The organism is Streptomyces sp. NPDC047042 (genome assembly GCF_040644035.1).
Classification (GTDB): domain Bacteria; phylum Actinomycetota; class Actinomycetes; order Streptomycetales; family Streptomycetaceae; genus Streptomyces.
In genome coordinates, this window is the sequence record NZ_JBEYVP010000064.1 from 31,825 (window position 1) to 47,206 (window position 15,382).

Annotated in this window: 14 protein-coding genes; 7 read left to right on the forward strand and 7 right to left on the reverse strand. The window is 70.4% G+C overall.

From position 1 onward, the window contains the following. The first annotated feature begins 40 nt into the window (after positions 1-40). The 4 genes from ABZ855_RS44960 to ABZ855_RS44975 are packed head-to-tail and all read left to right on the forward strand — an operon-like array spanning position 41 to position 3,769. On the forward strand, positions 41-1,108 hold the full coding sequence (locus ABZ855_RS44960; protein ID WP_360818715.1) for a glucose-1-phosphate thymidylyltransferase: 1,068 nt from the start codon (positions 41-43) through the stop codon (positions 1,106-1,108). Continuing rightward, complete coding sequence (rfbB, locus tag ABZ855_RS44965) at positions 1,105-2,097, forward strand: dTDP-glucose 4,6-dehydratase (protein WP_360818718.1); 993 nt, start codon at positions 1,105-1,107, stop codon at positions 2,095-2,097. Before ABZ855_RS44960 ends, rfbB begins: the two co-directional genes overlap by 4 nt. Further along, positions 2,094-2,969 (forward strand): dTDP-4-dehydrorhamnose reductase, encoded by an 876-nt coding sequence (rfbD, locus tag ABZ855_RS44970; protein ID WP_360818721.1) that lies wholly within the window; start codon positions 2,094-2,096, stop codon positions 2,967-2,969. Before rfbB ends, rfbD begins: the two co-directional genes overlap by 4 nt. Then, positions 2,966-3,769 (forward strand): class I SAM-dependent methyltransferase, encoded by an 804-nt coding sequence (locus tag ABZ855_RS44975; RefSeq protein WP_360818724.1) that lies wholly within the window; start codon positions 2,966-2,968, stop codon positions 3,767-3,769. The genes rfbD and ABZ855_RS44975 overlap by 4 nt, the downstream gene beginning before the upstream one ends. A gap of 89 nt (positions 3,770-3,858) precedes the next feature. Here the strand turns inward: ABZ855_RS44975 and rfbC are convergent, their stop codons facing one another. Both rfbC and ABZ855_RS44985 read right to left on the reverse strand, forming a co-directional pair. Then, positions 3,859-4,458 carry a dTDP-4-dehydrorhamnose 3,5-epimerase gene (gene rfbC / locus ABZ855_RS44980; RefSeq protein WP_360818727.1) on the reverse strand — a complete coding sequence of 200 codons (600 nt, stop codon included), beginning with the start codon at positions 4,456-4,458 and terminating at the stop codon, positions 3,859-3,861. A gap of 4 nt (positions 4,459-4,462) precedes the next feature. Then, positions 4,463-6,439, reverse strand: coding sequence for a glycosyltransferase family 2 protein (locus ABZ855_RS44985; RefSeq protein WP_360818730.1), 1,977 nt, complete (start codon positions 6,437-6,439; stop codon positions 4,463-4,465). A 212-nt stretch (positions 6,440-6,651) separates the two neighbouring features. On the opposite strand from ABZ855_RS44985, the gene ABZ855_RS44990 reads away from it, so the two are divergent. Next, complete coding sequence (locus ABZ855_RS44990) at positions 6,652-7,161, forward strand: metallophosphoesterase (protein WP_360818733.1); 510 nt, start codon at positions 6,652-6,654, stop codon at positions 7,159-7,161. On the opposite strand, the gene ABZ855_RS44995 is transcribed toward ABZ855_RS44990, so the two are convergent. Next, positions 7,152-8,270, reverse strand: coding sequence for an XdhC family protein (locus tag ABZ855_RS44995; RefSeq protein WP_360818736.1), 1,119 nt, complete (start codon positions 8,268-8,270; stop codon positions 7,152-7,154). The genes ABZ855_RS44990 and ABZ855_RS44995 overlap by 10 nt on opposite strands. A gap of 113 nt (positions 8,271-8,383) precedes the next feature. On the opposite strand from ABZ855_RS44995, the gene ABZ855_RS45000 reads away from it, so the two are divergent. Next, entirely contained in the window at positions 8,384-10,246 is a 1,863-nt protein-coding gene (locus ABZ855_RS45000; protein WP_360818739.1) for an endoglycosylceramidase, read from the forward strand. Between the two features lie 48 nt (positions 10,247-10,294). Here ABZ855_RS45000 and ABZ855_RS45005 read toward each other — a convergent pair whose 3' ends face one another. After that, positions 10,295-11,560: a YncE family protein gene (locus tag ABZ855_RS45005; protein ID WP_360818742.1), complete on the reverse strand. Its 1,266-nt coding sequence runs from the start codon at positions 11,558-11,560 to the stop codon at positions 10,295-10,297. 202 nt (positions 11,561-11,762) lie between these two features. On the opposite strand from ABZ855_RS45005, the gene ABZ855_RS45010 reads away from it, so the two are divergent. Beyond that, positions 11,763-12,491, forward strand: a complete 729-nt coding sequence (locus ABZ855_RS45010; RefSeq protein WP_360818745.1) for a TetR/AcrR family transcriptional regulator — start codon at positions 11,763-11,765, stop codon at positions 12,489-12,491. Positions 12,492-13,305: 814 nt separating this feature from the next. On the opposite strand, the gene ABZ855_RS45015 is transcribed toward ABZ855_RS45010, so the two are convergent. From ABZ855_RS45015 to ABZ855_RS45025, 3 genes are all read right to left on the reverse strand, one after another. After that, positions 13,306-14,535 (reverse strand): glycosyltransferase, encoded by a 1,230-nt coding sequence (locus ABZ855_RS45015; RefSeq protein ID WP_360818748.1) that lies wholly within the window; start codon positions 14,533-14,535, stop codon positions 13,306-13,308. An 85-nt stretch (positions 14,536-14,620) separates the two neighbouring features. Next, entirely contained in the window at positions 14,621-14,980 is a 360-nt protein-coding gene (locus ABZ855_RS45020; RefSeq protein WP_360818751.1) for a hypothetical protein, read from the reverse strand. Then, a partial coding sequence (locus ABZ855_RS45025) for a cbb3-type cytochrome c oxidase subunit I (protein WP_360818754.1) occupies positions 14,977-15,382 on the reverse strand: 406 nt, incomplete at its 5' end. The genes ABZ855_RS45025 and ABZ855_RS45020, both read right to left, overlap by 4 nt.

Genomic DNA, 15,382 nt, shown 5'->3' on the forward strand with positions numbered 1-15,382 from the left:
CGGATATTACGTCCTGGGAAATCGAAGCTAGGGTGAACGGATGAAGGCTCTCGTGCTCTCCGGTGGCGCCGGCACGCGGCTTCGGCCGATCACCCATACCTCGGCGAAGCAGCTCGTACCCGTGGCCAACAAAGCCGTGCTGTTCTACGGCCTGGAATCCATCGCCGACGCGGGCATCACCGAGGTCGGCATGATCGTCGGTGACACCGCGCCCGAGATCGAGGAGGCGGTCGGCGACGGGTCGCGGTTCGGCCTGAAGGTCACCTACATCCCGCAGGAAAGGCCCCTGGGCCTGGCCCACGCGGTGCTGATCGCGCGGGACTTCCTGGGCGACGACGACTTCGTCATGTACCTCGGCGACAACTTCATCGTCGGCGGCATCAGCGACCTCGTGGACGAGTTCCGCCGGCTGCGCCCCGACGCCCAGATCCTGCTCACCCAGGTCCCCGACCCCCGCTCCTTCGGCGTCGCCGAACTCGACGAGACCGGCCAGGTGATCGGCCTGGAGGAGAAACCCGAACACCCCAAGAGCGACCTCGCCCTCGTCGGCGTGTACCTCTTCACCCCGGCGATCCACGACGCCGTACGCTCCATCAGCCCATCCCGGCGGGGCGAGCTGGAGATCACCCACGCCATCCAGTACCTCATCGACGCCCGGTCCGACGTACGATCCACGCTCATCAAGGGCTACTGGAAGGACACGGGGAACGTCACCGACATGCTGGAGGTCAACCGCATGGTCCTGGAGGGCCTCGAACGGCGGATCGACGGCGACGTGGACACCGCGTCCGAGACCATAGGGCGGGTGGTGATCGAGGAGGGCGCGAGCATCAGCCGCTCACGCATCGTCGGACCCGTCGTCATCGGCGCCGGTACCGTCGTCAGCGACTCGTACGTGGGGCCGTTCACCTCCGTCGCGGAGAACTGCCGGATCACCGACAGCGAGCTGGAGTTCTCCATCGTGCTGCGGGACTCCTCCATCGCCGGGGTGGGCCGCATCGAGTCCTCGCTCATCGGCAGGCATGTCGAGGTGACCCCGGCCCCCAGTGTTCCCAGCGCCCACCGACTCGTCCTCGGAGACCACAGCAAGGTGCAGATCCACTCATGAATCTCCTCGTCACCGGCGCCGCCGGCTTCATCGGCTCCATGTACGTCCGCAACCTCCTCGCGTCCGACGCGCCCGACGCGCCCCGGATCACCGTGCTGGACAAGCTCACGTACGCGGGCACCCTGGACAACCTCCCGGCCGAACACCCCCGGCTGAAGTTCGTCCAGGGCGACATCTGCGACGCCGAACTCGTCGACAAGCTGATGGCCGAGGCCGACCAGGTGGTCCACTTCGCCGCCGAGTCCCACGTGGACCGCTCGATCGACGGCGCCGCCGACTTCGTCCGCACCAACGTCGTCGGCACCCAGGTGCTGCTGGACGCCGCCCTGCGCTACGGCGTCGGCCCGTTCGTCCACGTCTCAACCGACGAGGTGTACGGCTCGATCGAGTCGGGTTCCTGGCCGGAGGACCACCCGCTGGCCCCCAACTCGCCCTACTCGGCGTCGAAGGCGTCCTCGGACCTGCTCGCCCTCGCCTACCACCGCACCCACGGCCTGGACGTGCGCGTCACCCGCTGCTCCAACAACTACGGGCCGCACCAGTTCCCCGAGAAGGTCATCCCGCTCTTCGTCACCAACCTGCTGGACGGCAAGAAGGTCCCGCTGTACGGCGAGGGCCTCAACGTCCGCGACTGGCTGCACGTCGACGACCACTGCCAGGGCATCGACCTGGTGCGCACCGGCGGCCGGCCCGGCGAGGTCTACAACATCGGCGGCGGCACGGAGTTGAGCAACAAGGAACTCACCGGACTCCTCCTGGATGCCTGCGGAGCCGACTGGGACAGCGTGGAGTACGTCGAGGACCGCAAGGGCCACGACCTGCGCTACTCCGTCGACTGGAGCAAGCTCCACGACGAGCTGGGCTACACCCCGCGCCACGACTTCGCCGCCGGTCTCGCCGCGACCGTCGCCTGGTACCGCGACAACCGCGCCTGGTGGGAGCCCCTCAAGCGGCGCGTAGCCACCGACGAGAAGCAGGCCAAGGGATGAAATGGCTGGTGACCGGCGCCGCCGGCATGCTCGGCCGCGACACCGTCGAGGAACTCCTCAGGCGCGGTGAGAACGTCGTGGGCGTCGCCCGCGCCGCCATGGACATCACCGACCCCGACGACGTGCGCCGCGTCTTCACCGAGCACGAGCCCGACCTGGTCGTCAACTGCGCCGCCTACACCGCGGTCGACGACGCGGAGACGGACGAGGAGACGGCACTCCGGATCAACGGCGTCGGACCCCGTCTGCTCGCCCAGGCCTGTGCCGAACACGGCGCCCGGCTGATCCACGTGTCGACCGACTACGTCTTCGACGGCGAGGCCCGCGAAACGCCGTACCCCGAGGATCACACCCCGGCCCCGCGCACCGCGTACGGCCGCACCAAACTCGCCGGTGAACAGGCCGTCCTGGCCACGCTCCCGGACACGGGCGTCGTCCTGCGCACGGCCTGGCTGTACGGCGCCCACGGCGGCAACTTCGTGGCTACGATGATCGGCCTGGAGGCACGTCGGGACACCCTCGACGTGGTCGACGACCAACGCGGCCAGCCCACCTGGAGCGCCGACGTCGCCGGACTGATCGCCGACCTCGGACCGCTGGTCGGTTCCGGGGCCAGTGGTGTCCTCCACGCCACCAACTCCGGCGAGACCACCTGGTTCGAGCTGGCGCGTGAGGTGTTCCGCCTCGTCGACGCCGACCCGGACCGGGTACACCCCACCACCAGCGCGGCCTTCACCCGCCCCGCACCCCGGCCCGCGTACAGCGCCCTCGGCCACAGCCGCTGGCAGCAGACCGGTCTGCGACCGCTCCGCGACTGGCGTACCGCCCTGCACGAAGCACTGCCTCACATCCGCAAGGAGATTTCCTCGTGAAACGCCATGAGTTCCTCCGGGAGCTCCACAAGGTCAGCGCGAACAGGAACTACCTGGAGATCGGCGTCAACGACGGCCGAAGCCTGACCCTGTCCCGGGTACCGAGCATCGCGATCGACCCCGCGTTCAAGGTGGTCTCGGAGATCCGCGCCGACGTCCATCTCGCGAAGGCCACCAGCGACGACTTCTTCGCCCGGCAGAACCCCCTCTCCCACCTCACGGGCGGCCGGCACCCGCTGCGCAACCTGGCCCGCAACCGCAGCCCGTTCGGCTACTGGCAGCGCACCACGCTCGACCTGTCGTTCATCGACGGCATGCACCTGTTCGAGTACGCGCTGCGCGACTTCATCAACGTGGAGAAGTACTCGGACTGGGCCAGCGTCATCGTCCTCGACGACATGCTGCCGCGCAGCATCGACGAGGCCGCCCGCGACCGGCACACCAACGCCTGGACGGGCGACGTCTACAAGCTGATCGAGATCCTCACCCGGTACCGCCCCGACCTGACCACGGTCCTCGTCGACACGGCGCCCACCGGACAGCTCATCGTCTTCGGCGCCGACCCCGACAACACGGTCCTGAAGGACAACTACGACGAGATCATCGCGGAGTTCGAGGTCCCGGACCCGCAGAAGGTCCCCGAGAGCGTCCTGGAGCGGACTCCGGCGGTCAAGCCGGAGACCCTCATCGAGGCCGGCTTCTGGGCCCCGCTCGTCAGGTCCCGCAACCGGGGCACCAAGCGCGGGAAGGGCCTGGAGCAGCTGCGCCGCAGCCTGCAGCCGCTGAGCACCACCCGCTGACGCGGAACCGGACAAAGGCCTGCGGCCCGGAAGCCGATCAGCTCCCGGGCCGCAGGCCTTTTCGCGTGTACATGTCCCGTACGAGGGAGCTACCGGTTGTCGCGCAGTCCCGCGTAGTACGCCGCGCACGCCTCGTAGGACGGCAGCAGCCCCGCCGCCTCCGCCTCCGCCAGGGACGGCGCCTCGGCGTCCTTCTCCGACAGCACCGGCTCGATGCCCTCGGGCCAGGCGATGCCCAGCTCCGGGTCGAGCGGGTTCACCCCGTGCTCACGCCCCGGCGCATAGCCGGTCGAGCACAGGTAGACCACGGTGGCGTCGTCGGTGAGCGCCATGAAGGCGTGCCCGAGCCCCTCCGCGAGGAACACGGCGTGCCGGGTCTCGTCGTCGAGCCGCACGGCCTCCCACCGCCCGTACGTGGGTGAGCCGACCCGGATGTCCACCACGACGTCCAGCACCGCGCCGCGTACGCACGTCACGTACTTGGCCTGGCTCGGCGGTACGTCGGAGAAGTGCACCCCGCGTACGACGCCCCGGCGCGAGACCGAGCAGTTGGCCTGGGCGAGGGAGAGGTCGTAGCCGGTGGCCTCGCGGAACTCCTCGCCCCGGTACCACTCGTGGAAGGTGCCCCGGTCGTCGGGGAAGATCTTCGGCTCCAGTACCCAGGCGCCTTCGATGTCCAGTGCTCGCATGCTGTCAGGCTCCGTTTCCGCGTCGCAGCCCGGCCTTGCGCGCGATCTTCCCCAGGGTGCGCCGCACCTTGCGGACCAGCTTCTGACCGCCGCTCGGCCCGGCCGGCTTCGCGGGCCGTACGACCTGGAGGCGACCGCCCTTGGCGCTGAGACCGACGGACATCGCCAGGAAGCGCGGCTCGTCGGCCTCCGGGGCCAGGCACAGCTCGGGCTTCCACGTCCCGTCGGCCACCGTCCCGGAGGGCAGCGTCGCCTCGACGAAAGCGCGCGCGTCGTCGGCGGCGCCGGACAGGGTGCCGGGTACCTCGACGGGTGTGGCGGAGGCCGACGAGGTCAGCCGCAGCAGCGTCTTGGTGTCGCCGGGAACGTGCAGGGGCAACGCCACGCGCAGCCGGTCACCCGTGACGGTGACATCGTCCGGCTTCACCCGGCCCAGGCCCACGCCCTTGACGGCGCGGTCGACGTCCAGGGAGAGGGTGGCCTGCTTGGCGGTCCAGTACGGCAGGACCACACGAGAGGCGACCACACCGGCCGGCGGCACCGGCCGGGGGTCCAGCTTCACCGGGCCGAGCCGGCACTCACGGGTCCAGCCGCCCAGCTTGATGCGGACGAACACGTCGAACAGACCGCCGCCGAGCGGAACGCCGCCCGCAGCCGTGCCGGGGTCGACGGTGGCCGTGCCGCGCAGCACCAGCCGCACCTGCCCGTCCTCGTCGGCCGGGAGGGTCTCGCGGGTCAGCTCCACCGGCTGGAAGAACTGGGCGGCGGTGGACCGCTCACGCACCAGGAAGTCCGCCGTCGCGCTCCCGAACCGGGCGACCGTGGACGCGCCCACCCGGGCGATCGCGTCGTCGGCGTCGGTGGGCGTGCCGTCCAGGTCGGCGCCGTCGCTGTCGTCCTCGGCGGGGAACGCCATGGGCTTGCCGCGCGAGGTGAACTCGGCGCTGAAGCCGACGTGCAGGACCCCGTCCCGCCACTCCACGCTCAGGGGAGTGGCGGAGGGGGCGAGCGACGCCTCCCACTCGGCGAACGCCACCACGTCGTCGAGACGGTCGGCGGCGATCAGCGCGGCCACGATCCGCTGCGCCTCCTGCATGCCGTTCGCGACGCCCGGGCCGAAGCGCTCGACGACGACCCCGCGGATCTCGTCGAACATCTCCCTGCGGTAGTCCTCCGGCAGCTTGAGGAGCCGGTTGCCGCGCATGCGCTCGACCATTTCGTTGCGCAGCCAGCGCCGGTAGAGACGGTCGCGCACCGCGCCCGGCTCGGTGTACCGCTCGACGACGTCGAGGGCCTCGCGCAGGTTACGGAAGTAGCCGACCGGGTCGAAGCGCTGGAACCCCGCGTTCGAGGCGTCCTCGCGCTTGACGTGGTAGTAGCAGACGTAGTCGCTGAGCACGGAGACGTTGTCCGCGCGCAGATACGCCTCGGTCACGAAGACATGGTCCTCGAGACGCCGCCGGCCCTCTGGGAAACGCAGGCCGATGCGGTCGAGGAACGCGCGGCGCAGCATCTTGTGCGGGGTGAGGCTGTCGATCAGCGGGGCGTTCTCGACAGTGGCCTTGGGGTGGTTGCGCCGGAACAGCTCGACCGGCACCGGCCGGCCCTTGCCGGCCATCTTGCCGACGATCACATCGGCGCCATTGGCCACGCCGTACTCGTACATCCGCTCGAGGGCTTCGTCGCCGAGGTAGTCGTCGTTGTCGACGAACATCACGAACTCGCCCCGCGAGGCCTCGATACCGACGTTGCGCGGCTTGCCCGACCAGCCCGAGTTCTCCTGGTGGATGACCTGGAAACGATCGTCCGCGAGAGCGAGCTCGTCCAGCAGGGCCGGGGTGTCGTCGGTGGAACCGTCGTCGACGAAGATCACTTCGTACTCGTCGGCGGGCAGCGACTGCTGGAGCAGCGACGCGACGCAGTCCTGGATGTAGGGCCCCGGGTTGTACACCGGAACGATGACACTGACCTTGACCGGCATGCGGCTGAAAGCCCCCTCTTGACCTCTGTTTCCCCGTCTCCGCAACACACGGTCCGGGCTGCCTGATACTAACCGTGCAAGGCCCCCCACACCCCGCAGGGGCGCGGCAGCGCCCTGCAGGGGCGCGGGGAACTGCGCGACAAGCCCCCACAGCGCCGCACCCGCCACTCAGCAGATCGCGCACCCCCAGTAGCGCGCCTACGCTCACCACCGTGCACCTACTGCTCCTCTCCGACACCCACCTCCCCAAACGAGCCAACCACCTGCCGGAGGCACTCCTCACCGAACTCCCACGCGCCGACGCCGTCCTCCACGCCGGCGACTGGGTCGACACAGCAACCCTCGACCTCCTGGAGACCCGCTCCCGCCGCCTCATCGCCGTGTACGGCAACAACGACGGCCCCGACCTGCGCGCCAGGCTCCCCGAGGTGGCTCACGCCGACCTCGGAGGCCTCCGCTTCGCGGTCGTCCACGAGACCGGCCCCGCCCAGGGCCGCGAGGCCCGCTGCGCCGCCCGTTTCCCCGACGTGGACGTCCTGGTGTTCGGCCACAGCCACATCCCGTGGGACAGCACCGCCGACACCGGCCTGCGGCTGCTGAACCCCGGTTCACCGACGGACCGGCGCCGCCAGCCGCACTGCACCTACATGACGGCCACCGTGACGGACGGCGGGCAACTGACCGACGTGGTGCTGCACCGGCTGCCTCCCCGTCAGGCCTGACCCCGACCCTCGTGCGGCGGATGGATGGCACCGCCCGTCGCCGTCAGCGCCGCCCCGCTGCCTCCCCAGCGCAGGGCGACGATCTCGGCGGCCACGGACACCGCCACCTCCTGAGGCGTACGGGCGCCGAGATCGAGGCCGATGGGGGAGCGCAGCCGGGCCAGCTCGGGCGCGGTGAGGCCGGCCTCCGTCAGGCGTCGCCGGCGGTCGTCGTGGGTGCGCCGGCTGCCCATCGCACCGATGTACGCGGCGGGCCGGCGCAGCGCCTCCTCCAGCAGCGGTACGTCGAACTTCGGGTCGTGGGTCAGGACGCAGATCACCGTGCGCTCGTCGGTGTCCGTACCGCGCATATAGCGGTGCGGCCAGTCGGCGACCACGTTGACGCCCTCGGGGAAACGCTTCGGCGTGGCGAAGACCGGGCGGGCGTCGCAGACGGTGACCCGGTATCCGAGGAAGGCGCCGATCCGGGCCACGGCGGCGGCGTAGTCGATGGCGCCGAAGACGAGCATGCGGGGCGGAGGCGCGAACGAGTGCAGGAAGACCGTGACGGCGTCCTCGCGCCGCTCCCCGTGGGGTCCGTAGTGCCGCAACCCCGTTGCACCGAGGGCGAGTTCACCGCGTGCGTCGGCGGTGACGGCCACGTCGAGGCCCGTCGTGCCGAGGGTGCCCGACACCCGGTCGGGCCAGACGGCGAGGGTGGCGCCGCGCGTCGCCGGACCGTCGGTCACGGTGGCCACGGTCACCGGATGTCCGGCCGCCACCGTCCGCGCGACCGCCGCGAAGGACGGATCGAGGGCCGGTGTCACCGGCCGTACGAGGAGGGTGATCTCGCCGCCGCACATCAGCCCCACCGCGAAGGCGTCCTCGTCGCTGTAGCCGAAGGTCTCCAGACGGGCCTCGCCGTTCGCCACGACCTCCTGGGCCAGTTCGAACACCGCGCCCTCGACGCATCCCCCGGACACGCTGCCCACCACCTCGTCGCCGGGCCCCACGGCCATCGCGGCCCCGGGGTCACGGGGCGCGCTGCGGCTCACCGAGACGACGGTGGCGAGCCCGAACGGTTCGCCCGCCGCGTACCACCGTCCGAGCGCGGGGAGGATGTCTCGCACGATCCGCTCCTTTTGTCGCCCATGTGACCCCATGATCGACCATGAGCCTCAAAAGCTGAAGATTACTCAGGAGTCAGTTTCTATTGACGGCTCCTGGTGCGCGCGGGACTGTAATGCACATGTCGAAGTCACGCGTGCATCTGCTCGGCGTACTGGTTCTGGTCACGGGTTTTGTGACCACTGTCGGCTCCCAGCCCGCCCGGGCCGACACCCTCTGGTTCGACTCTCCGACCTCCACCACCCTCACCGTCCAGAACGGCCGGTTCACCGACGCTCTGGGTCGCGAGGTCGTTCTCCGCGGCTACAACGTCTCCGGTGAGACCAAGCTCAAGGAGAACAACGGGCTGCCCTTCGCCTCCGTCGCCGACGCCAGGAAGTCGGCGACGGCCCTGCGGGCGCTCGGCGGCGGCAACAGCGTCCGCTTCCTGCTCTCCTGGGCGTACGCGGAGCCCACCCGAGGGACGGTGGACAGCGCCTATCTGGCCGCCGCCACCGCCCAGATGGGTGCCTTCCTGGACGCCGGCATCCGCGTCTACCCCGACTTCCACCAGGACCTCTACTCCCGCTGGCTCTTCGACCCGGACAGCTGGTACACCGGCGACGGCGCCCCCAAGTGGGCCGTCGACCTCGGCAACTACCCGGACGAGTCCTGCGGGATCTGCCTCCTCTGGGGGCAGAACATCACGTCGAACGCGGCCGTGCGCAACGGGACGTACGACTTCTGGCACAACGCCTACGGGATCCAGGACTCGTTCCTCGACACCGCCCAGAAGACGATGACGTACCTCAAGCAGAACCTGACGAGCGCCCAGTTCAGCGGTGTCGTCGGCTTCGACCCGTACAACGAGCCGCACGCGGGCAACTACGACTCGGGCCAGACCAGCCGGGCCTGGGAGAAGGACGTCCTGTGGCCGTTCTTCGTGAAGTTCCGGTCGCGGATGGACGCGGCGGGCTGGCAGGACAAGCCCGCCTTCGTGGAACCGAACATGTTCTGGAACGCCAACCTCGACTTCCAGAAGCAGGAGGGCGGACTGCTCGACGCCGGGAACATCGGCCCGCGCTATGTCTTCAACACCCACTTCTACGACCAGAAGGCGATCTCCGGCGTCTTCATGTGGGGCAAGGCCGGTGACGGGCAGTACGTCAACGACTTCGGCACCGTCCGCGACCGGGCCGCCGCCACCGGAACGACGGGAATCGTCAGCGAGTTCGGCCATCCGCTGAACGGCAATGTCTCCGACAAGGCGCCGACGGTTCTCAAGGCGATGTACCAGGCCCTCGACTCCCGGGTGAAGGGGTCGGGCTGGTGGACGAACGCGAGCGGCTCCGGGCCGGTGCTGTCCGGCAGCCAGTGGCAGTGGGACATCTACAACGGCCGCCACCACGAACTGATGAACGACAACCCCGACAAGGTGATCACCGCCGCTGACGCCTGGAACGACGAGGACCTGTCCGCCGTACGCCTCGACGACTCCGGTACGGCGGTGCTGCGCCAGGACGCCCGGATGCTTGACCGCGTCTACCCGGGCGCCACGGCCGGGACCACGCTCGCCTTCACCTACGAGGACCGCTCCCGGGACGGGTCGACGACCCTGACCTGGAACCCGGTGCCGAGTTCGCTGCCGAACGTGTCCCAACTGGTGGGCTCGGGGCAGTACTCGGTGCTGGTGTGGCGGTCGAAGGGCATCTCGGCGCCGACCGAGCTCCATCTGCCGGCGTCCTTCCCGACCGCCACGACCACGGTCGTCTCCGACCTCGGCACGGTGTACGGCCCGCCCGCCTACACCAGTACGACGCCGGTCGCGGCGGGCACCGACCCCGGGAACACCGGAAGCCGCCGCCTGCTGCTCACCGCGCCGGACTCGGGAGTCCTGCACTACGCGCTGGTGACCAACGGGGCGACGGCTCCCTCGGCGACCCTGCTGAACGCCGCGCGGACCGAACTGGCCTCCTGGGCCGCGCAGGAATTCAGCTGAGCGATCGACCGACAGTCAACCGGCGGTCAACTGGCCTGAAGGAACAGGTCAGTTGGTCGCCGGGCCAGTCCAGTCCGCCTCGACATGGCCGAGGCGGACGCGCTGGGGGTGGTCGCCGACCGGTACGGACACCGTCTTCTGCCCGGTGGCGAAGTCGATGGCCGTGACCTGGTCGGCACCGCTCTCCGAGATCACGCAGGACTTGCCGTCGCCGCTCACCGTGGCCCAGTAGGGCTTCGAGGCGGGGACGAGCGGGCCCTCCTGGAGGGTCGCGCGGTCGACGACCGTCGCGTAGTCGTCCATCGTGCCGGCGACGCACAGCTTCGTGCCGTCCGGCTTCATCGAGATGCCGTGGTGGCGCGAGTCGTTGACGAACGTGGTGCGGTCGTCGCTGGTCGCCGGGTTCTTCGGCAGGGTCTTGGTCCGGGTGATCTTGTCGGTGGCGACGTCGTACTCGAAGAAGCCGTTGAAGAACGAGACCTGGAAGTAGAGCTTGGACTCGTCGGGCGAGAAGGCGGCCGGGCGGACGGCGTCCGAGTAGTCGTTGAGGCCGATCGCGTTCAGCCGGTCGCGCATGTCGATCACCTTCACCTGCTGGAAGGTGGCCGCGTCGACGACCGTGATCTTCCGGTCGCCCTTCGTGAAGTCCTGCCACGGGGCGTCCTGCGAGGTGTTGACGTCACCGATGGACATGTTCCAGATGTACTTGCCGTCCTTGGTGAAGATGTTCTCGTGCGGCTTGTCGCCGGTCTTGAACGAGCCGATCTGCGCACCGGTGTTGATGTTGAGCACATGCACGGTGTTGGAGATCGACGCGGAGACCGCGACCCGGGTCCCGTCGGGGGAGACCGCCATGTGGTCGGAACGGTAACCGGACACCGGGAAGCGCCAGTTGATCGCCCCGGTGGCGAGGTCGATCGACACGACGTCGGCGAAGCTGGGCCGGGACACGACCACCGACTTGCCGTCCGGGGTGGAGTACATGTCGTCCACCAACTGGTCGTGGCCCTCGCCGACTCCGTTGCGGATGGCCGTGTAGTAGATCCACTTGATCGGGTCGGCGTTGATCGCGGCGATCCGCGCCGCCTTGTCCGGTACGACGTTGATCCGGCCGATCTTGGCGAAGTCGCCGCTCGACTTGATGACGTCCGCGGTGCCTTCCCAGTTGTTGCCGACGAACATCACCTCGCGCAGGCTCGCGGCGGTCGCGCCGTCGGCGTCGGTCGCCGATACGGCGGCGGTCGCGGGGGCGGTGACGGTCAGGACGAGGGCGGCGGCCATGGCACAGAGGTGCCTGGACCTGGAAGCAGACATGAGTGCTCTCCCCTCCGGGAGTGGACAGACGGACGTGGCGGGTGCATGACATATGGGGCAAGAGGGAGAACATGGCTGCGGTCAGGAAACTGAACACGGTCACGTTCAGATTGGACTTACTGGAAAGTAAGGAGGGGGTGCCCTTCTCCACAAGACTGCGTGCAAGACAAACTTGGCCCCCGGACCAACGGAGGAGGGTTCATTGGCGGGCAGACTCAGGGCGCCCACCGGCCGATACGCGGGCAAGACGGCCGAGGAACGGCAGTGCGAGCGGCGTCGCAGATTCCTGGACGCCGCGCTCCAGCTGTTCGGCGACACGCCGGGCTACCGCTCGACGACCGTCGCCGCGCTCAGTGAGGCGGCGGGCCTGTCGACCCGGCAGTTCTACGAGGAGTTCCGCACCCTGGAGGACGTACTGGCCGCCCTGCACCTCCAGGTCAACGACTGGGCCGAGGAGGCGGCACTCGCCGCGCTGGCCGCCGCGGAGGGCCTGCCTCTCGCGGAACGCGCCGCCGCGATCTTCCGCGGCTACGCCGCCAACGTCACCGCCGACCCGCGCCGCATCCGGATGACCTTCGTCGAGATCATCGGCGTCAGCGCCCGCCTGGAGGAACAGCGACTCGCCCGCCGCTCCCGCTGGGTGAACCTCATCTGCACGGAGGCGGAGGCCGCGGTGGCCCGCGGAGAGGCGGCCCCGCGCGACTACCGCCTCGCCGCGACCGCCTTCATCGGCAGCGTCAACGGCCTGCTCCACGACTGGAGCGCGGGGTGGGTGGACGCCACGCTGGACGAGGTGGTGGACGAACTGGTGCGGATGCTGCTGGGCATCCTGCGGCCGGCGGGCTGGCTGCCGCCGGGCGCGGGGAGAACGGGGGACGGCGAGCACGGGGACGGGGGCGCTGTGCGCACGGGGGATGCGGCGACACGCTGAGGGTGCCGCAAGTGCCGGGTACTGGCCGGGGGTGCCCGGGGTGCCGGGGTGTTGCGAGTGCCCGGGGTGCGGGGTGCGGGGTGCGGGGTGCGGGGTGCGGTCGGGGTGCCGCAGGGCGGTGAGGATGACGCGGCGGGCCTGAGGGCGTACGGCCGTCATGGGGGTGCTGCGGGCTACGGGCTGCCGGGGTGCTGCGGGCTACGGGCTGCCGGGGTGCCGAGGTGCCGGGGTGCCGGGGTGCCGGGGTGCCGGGGTGCCGAGGTGGCGGGGTGGCGGGGCTGCGGAGCGCGCCGCCCACAGAGGGTGGCGGGGTGCCGGGGTGCCGGGGCTGCTGAGCGCGCCGCCCACAGAGGGTGGCGGGGTGCCGGGACGTCGGGGGCGCTGCGGGGCTGAGGGGCCCGGGTTCCAAGGTGCCGGGGCAGGGCAGGGGCGGTTCGGTCTGTGTTGGGGTGCCTTAGGGCGTCGAGGGTGTTGGGGGTAGCGATGGCTGACGTGCGGCCACCCGGGGAGCGAGGGTGCTGAAAATGCGCCGCAGGCCCGCTCGGGATGACGGAGTGGCTCGGGCTTGGGGGCGCCGGGTGTGTCGGTGTGCCGGGAATCTCGGAGCGCTGTTGCGGCGCAGACGCTCAGATGTCGGAGTGTCGCGGGCGCTGAGGAACCCGGCGTGTGGGGGCGTCGAGACGGTGCGGGCTCCCTGAAGTTCGTGGGCGCTGAGGGGACTCTGGTCTCGGGATGCCGGGGGGCTGCGGGGCCCTGGGCGCCCGGGGTTCAGGGGGTTTGCGCGGTCTCCCGGGTGTGGTCGGTGGGGTTGGGGTCAGGTGGACAACCTGTGCAATGACTCCAGTACCGGTCCGACGCCGTCCTCCGCGTCGATGTGGGCCGCGAGAGCACGCGCCCGCTCGCCGTAAGAAGGGTCACTGGTCGCCTGGCGTAGTGCCGAGGCCAGTGTGGTGGTCGTCAGTCTGCGGAGGGGGACCGTTCGGGGTGCCACGCCCAGGGAGACCAGGCGGGAGGCCCAGAAACCCTCGTCGAACTGGATCGGGACCGGCACCGCCGGTACCCCGGCCCGCAGACCGGCGGCGGTCGTGCCCGCGCCGCAGTGGTGGACCACTGCGGCCATGCGCGGGAACAGCGCCGAGTGCGCCACCTCGCCCACGGTCAGCATGTCGTCGCCGTCCGCCGACAGCTCACCCCAGCCCCGCTGGATCACCCCACGCAGCCCGGCCTCCCGCAGAGCCCTGACGACGGACGCGCTCAGCCGCCCGGGATCGGGCACTGTGGCGCTGCCCAGGCCCACGAAGACGGGCGGAGGCCCCGACGCCAGGAACTCCTCGACCTGGGACGGCAGTTGGGGCTGAGTGTCGTACGGCCACCAGTAGCCGCAGATGTCGAGCCCCGGGCGCCAGTCCCGGGGCCGGGGCACCACCAGCGGGCTGAAGCCGTGCAGCACCGGCCAGCCCTGGCGCTCCCGGGCGCGGCGCGCGGCGCCCGGGGCGTGGTGAGGGAGGCCCAGCCGGGCCCGTACGGCCGGCACGGTCGAGGCGAAGACCTGCTCGACGGCCATGCTCACCCCGTTCCCGGCGAGCCGGTTGCCCGCCGCGCCCCAGGACCGGCCGCCGAGGACGGGAGGCCCGAACTCCCTTGTCGGGGCGAGGGGTTGGAGGTACACGCCCATGCTCGGCAGCCGCAACCCCTCCGCGATCGTGTGCCCCAGCGGGCCCAGGGAACTGGACAGCAGCAGTACGTCGTTCACGCGCGCGGCGGCCAGCAGATCGTCGGTCATCCGCCCGACGAGCCGCCGCGCCATCTCGACCACCCGCAGCAGTTTCCCCGCCCCGGTCGCACTGCGATGCAGCCCGCGCCCGCGCGCCGACTCCAGCTCCGCCCTGGGGTCCACGGGCAGGGCGTGGAACCCGACCCCGGCCCCTGCCACCAGCGGCTCGAAGCAGCCGTGCGTGACCAGGGTGACCTCGTGCCCGGCACGGGCCAGCCCGTGCCCGAGCCCGGTGAAGGGGGCCACGTCACCCCGCGAACCTGCCGTCATGATCGCTACCCGCACGGGGGCCAGTATGGCGGCCCGCAAGGGGCGCGGGGAACGGCGCGCCCGTCCCTCCCGCGGACGACACCCCCTAGCGGCGCAGTGGTGCGAGAACCAGCACCAGCAGTGGTGTGGTCGTCGCCGCGAACGTCAGGCACGCGGCCGTCAGACGCGTCCTCAGGCGGCGGTACTTCGCCTCGTACTCGGCCCGCAACTCCGCACTACGGGCCGCGGTGCGCTGCCAGGACGCGCCGGCGAGAGCGAGGTGCTCCGCTGCGAACTGCCGTTCCAGTTCCGCTCGTTGCCCGCTCGTCAGCCAGTCGAGGCGGGCGGTGAAACGGGCGGCCGCCTCCTGTCCCTCCTGGCGGGTCGCCGCGATGAGCAGGTGGCCCTGGATCTCGTTGACCAGGGTCGTCACATCCACCTGGCCGTCGTCGTCCCTCGTGGTCACTGTCGGGTCAACTCCTGCTGCTGGTCGGGGTGATGGAGGTCGAACGCCGGGGATTCGCTGCGGATTCGCGGCAGGGTGAGGAAGTTGTGACGCGGGGGCGGGCAGGACGTGGCCCACTCGAGGGAGCGGCCGTAGCCCCATGGGTCGTCGACCTCGACCTTCTTGCCGTACTTCGCCGTCTTCCACACGTTGTAGAGGAACGGGAGCACGGACAGGCCCAGCAGGAACGAGCTGATCGTCGAGATCGTGTTCAGGGTGGTGAGCCCCTCGACCGCGAGATAGTCGGGGATGCGGCGCACCATGCCCCCGGCGCCCAGCCAGTGCTGGACGAGGAAGGTGCCGTGGAAGCCGATGAACAGCGTCCAGAACGTGATCTTGCCGAGGCGCTCGTCGAGCATCTTG

Coding starts and splice junctions, on each gene's coding strand:
- ABZ855_RS44960 (WP_360818715.1), top strand. CDS start 41: ATGAAGGCTCTCGTGCTCTCCGGTGGCGCCGGCACGCGGCTTCGGCCG.
- rfbB (WP_360818718.1), top strand. CDS start 1,105: ATGAATCTCCTCGTCACCGGCGCCGCCGGCTTCATCGGCTCCATGTAC.
- rfbD (WP_360818721.1), top strand. CDS start 2,094: ATGAAATGGCTGGTGACCGGCGCCGCCGGCATGCTCGGCCGCGACACC.
- rfbC (WP_360818727.1), bottom strand. CDS start 4,458: ATGCGAGCACTGGACATCGAAGGCGCCTGGGTACTGGAGCCGAAGATC.
- ABZ855_RS44985 (WP_360818730.1), bottom strand. CDS start 6,439: ATGCCGGTCAAGGTCAGTGTCATCGTTCCGGTGTACAACCCGGGGCCC.
- ABZ855_RS45000 (WP_360818739.1), top strand. CDS start 8,384: ATGCACATGTCGAAGTCACGCGTGCATCTGCTCGGCGTACTGGTTCTG.
- ABZ855_RS45005 (WP_360818742.1), bottom strand. CDS start 11,560: ATGTCTGCTTCCAGGTCCAGGCACCTCTGTGCCATGGCCGCCGCCCTC.
- ABZ855_RS45015 (WP_360818748.1), bottom strand. CDS start 14,535: ATGACGGCAGGTTCGCGGGGTGACGTGGCCCCCTTCACCGGGCTCGGG.